This window comes from Methanoregula sp. (assembly GCF_049690535.1).
Taxonomy (GTDB): Archaea; Halobacteriota; Methanomicrobia; order Methanomicrobiales; family Methanospirillaceae; genus Methanoregula.
Map to the genome: position 1 here is coordinate 1 of NZ_JBAVMX010000049.1, position 3,289 is coordinate 3,289.

4 protein-coding genes are annotated in these 3,289 nt (G+C 58.9%); all 4 read right to left on the reverse strand.

The features are described from left to right. A partial coding sequence (gene gatB, locus WCE46_RS04005) for an Asp-tRNA(Asn)/Glu-tRNA(Gln) amidotransferase subunit GatB (protein ID WP_424732408.1) occupies positions 1-1,033 on the reverse strand: 1,033 nt, incomplete at its 3' end. Then, the gene (gene gatA, locus WCE46_RS04010) at positions 1,030-2,334 is read right to left on the reverse strand and encodes an Asp-tRNA(Asn)/Glu-tRNA(Gln) amidotransferase subunit GatA (protein WP_424732409.1); all 1,305 of its coding nucleotides are present in this window, start codon (positions 2,332-2,334) and stop codon (positions 1,030-1,032) included. The genes gatA and gatB, both read right to left, overlap by 4 nt. Beyond that, entirely contained in the window at positions 2,334-2,603 is a 270-nt protein-coding gene (gatC, locus tag WCE46_RS04015) for an Asp-tRNA(Asn)/Glu-tRNA(Gln) amidotransferase subunit GatC (RefSeq protein WP_424732410.1), read from the reverse strand. The genes gatA and gatC overlap by 1 nt, the downstream gene beginning before the upstream one ends. Continuing rightward, positions 2,593-3,289: asparagine synthase C-terminal domain-containing protein (locus WCE46_RS04020; RefSeq protein ID WP_424732411.1), on the reverse strand; the 697-nt coding region annotated here is incomplete at its 5' end. The genes gatC and WCE46_RS04020, both read right to left, overlap by 11 nt.

The following is a 3,289-nucleotide window of genomic DNA, read 5'->3' on the forward strand; positions in this document are numbered from 1 at the left end:
CAATCCACGTTGAGGCGAGAGTACAGAGTCCGTTCCCGCTCCCCGCGACAACGGCCTCATAGAAGTTTGCTACCTTAAGTTCGCCGGTCAGGGTGCGGGCGTGATTTAAGGAACACCCGTACTGCTGAACAAACCGCTCGCGCCGGGCATCAGGAAGCTCCGGGAGCACAATGTCCTTGAGCCATGACTGGACGCGGAGAGGGCGGAGATCCGGTTCCGGGAAGTACCGGTAATCGTTCTCCAGCTCCTTTGACCGGGCGGACTGGGTGATACCCCGGGCCTCAAGGTAGTGCCGGGTCTCGCGATCGACCGTAAGGCCGCGCCTGATCAGGTTTTTCTGCCGGGTCACTTCAAAGGTAAGCGCCTTTTCCACCCCTTTATACGAGGTGATATTTTTGATCTCCACGCGTGCGCTGCCCCGGAGCGAGATGTTTGCATCGACCCGGATTGACCCCTCTTTTTCTGAATCAAAGACGCCGAGGTATTCGAGCGTTGCCCGCAGTTTGTTTAAGAACTTCCGCGCCTCTTTTGGCGAGCGCATCTCCGGTTCAGATACGATTTCGATGAGCGGGATGCCGGAACGGTTGTAGTCCACGAGAGAGTACCGGCCGCGTTCGGCGTTCCCCATGTGCACGAGACGGCCCGGGTCCTCTTCTACGTGGATTCGGGTGAGCTGGATCTTTCGTTCCTTCCCGTCGTCACCCTCGATCTCCACGTACCCGCCTTCGGCAAGCGGCTTGTCGTACTGGGTGATCTGGTAAGCCTTGTCGAGGTCGGGATAGAAGTAGTTCTTCCGCGAGAACTCGGACTCGGGGATGATCGTGCAGTTGAGGGCCTTTGCAACCCGCATCGCAAACTCGATTGCCCTCTTGTTGAGCACCGGCATCGTGCCGGGCAGGCCGAGGCAGACCGGGCAGACATGGGTGTTGGGGCCGTCGTTCCGGTAATCGGTGGAGCAGCCGCAGAAGAGCTTGCTCTTTGTATCGAGCTGGCAGTGGACTTCGAGGCCCACTACGATGTCAGCGTCAATCATGGTTTTGCCACCTGCTCGTAAGCATATGCAACGTCGATGACACGCTCGTCCTCAAACGGCCTGCCCATAATCTGGAGGCCGACCGGCATCCCCTGCACCTTCCCGCAGGGGACCGAAATTGCAGGAATGCCGGCGAGGTTGACCGGCACCGTGAGGATATCGGAGAGATACATGGAGAGGGGGTCGCTTTTCTCACCGAGTTTAAACGCAATCGTGGGCATCGTGGGGCCGCAGAGCACATCCACATCAGAGAAGAGCCGGGCAAAATCTTTCCTGATGTTCTCCCGGGCAATCTGTGCCTTTGCGTAGTACTTCCCGTAATAGCCCGAGGAGAGGGAAAATGTCCCGAGCATGATCCGGCGCCTGACCTCGGGGCCGAACCCCTGCTTTCGCATATCCTGGTATGCCGCGTGCCACGATTTTTTTGTATCCACGGCAGGGCCGTACCGCACGCCATCGAACCGGGCGAGGTTGGAACTAGCCTCGCTCGTGCAGATCACGTAGTAGGCGGCAAGTGCGTACTCCATCGAGGGAATGCTGCACGGGACGGTGACGGCACCAAGCTCTTCGAGCCGGCCGATTGCACGCCGTACGACGGCTGCAACCTCCGGGTCGACACCTTTCCCGAAGTATTCCCCGGGAATGCCAATCCGGAGCCCTTTGATGTCAGCGGACGGGATGTGGTTGTAGGGCTTGTCATGCGAGGTAGTATCTTTCCAGTCGTGGCCGGCAATCACCGACATGAGGAGCGAGACATCGGCAACGTTGTTTGCCATCGGCCCGATTGTTTCGAGCGAGTTCGCGTACGCGATCAGGCCGTACCGGGAAACCCGGCCATAGGTGGGTTTAAGCCCTACGATCCCACAGAACGCGGCAGGACACCGGATCGAGCCTCCCGTGTCAGTACCAAGGGCCATACGTACCATGCCAGCTGCCACCGCCGCAGCGCTGCCCCCGGACGAACCCCCGGGCACACGATTCGTGTCGCAGGGATTGAGTGTGGGGCCGAATGCCGAATTCTCGGTACTTGTCCCCATCCCGAACTCGTCCATGTTGGTTTTGCCGGCGACTGCAGCACCGGCACTCTTTATGAGACCGACCGCATGCGCATCATACGGCGGGACATACCCTTTGAGGATCTTCGAGGCGCAGGTGGTCTCGATCCCCTGTGTCGAGATATTGTCCTTGACTGCGATCGTTATCCCGGCAAGTTTTCCCTCGCCATGGGTGGGCTTTGCGCAGACTTTTAAGAACGCATTATACCGGTCGTCTGGTTCGAAGTTGATCGTGTGCACGGCCACTACATCACCCGGGGTGCCTTGACAAATCCGTCTTCCTGTGCGCCGGCATTTCGCAATGCTTCCTCCTGCGAAAGGGATGGCTCAACCACGTCTTCCCGCATCACGTTATAGAGATCCCGGGTGACGGCACCTTCTCCCTGCACCCGGTCAAGCACGTCAAAATATTCCACGATGGCATTGAACTGGCCGGTAAAAGTGGCAAGCTCCGCACCCTCGATACCAATATCGGCAAGTTCTCCGATATGCTCCACGTCTTTTTCAGTGACCATGTTCCACCCGTCCGATGTGGTCTATGTAATCTTGCACGGACGTTTTATAACCATTTTTACGGGCAAGCTTTTTCAATACTCCCCATACACCGCTCCCGTACTGCATGGCCTTTTTCCCGTATCCGGCCAGTTCCTGCGGGATGTGGCGCGCTGCGACCTCACGCAGCGGTATTTTCCGCTCCCCGTCGCGTACCTTCTCATGGGCCGGGATCGCGCGTGCAGCGCGCACAACCCGGATATCAAGATAGGGCATGGAGAGGTACGTGCCGTGGAGTGCAGCAACTGCCTGATCGCGGTCTGCCTGAGCCTCAAGCCCGAGAACATCACGGGCGAGATCCTCTTCAAGGGTGGGAGAGGACAGGTACCGTGCGTAGCCCCCGAAGAGTTCATCCGCCCCCTGCCCGGTAATGATACGCCGGTACCCGTGTGCTCCCGCCCACCGGGCGATAAAGTACTGGGTGACCGCGATGCTGGTGTTGACCGGGTCTTTTTTCGGGATCGCAGAAATTACCTCGGGGAGCGCATCCGCAATCTCCTCTGTGGTTATCTCCACTTCGGTACATGAAAGACCGAGCAGCTCTGCCGCGTGCCTGGCCTGCGCAAGGTCGTGGGATCCGGCAAGGCCGACTGCCACGCATTCCCGCTCTGCGAGCGCGGCAACGAGGCTTGAGTCCACCCCTCCTGAA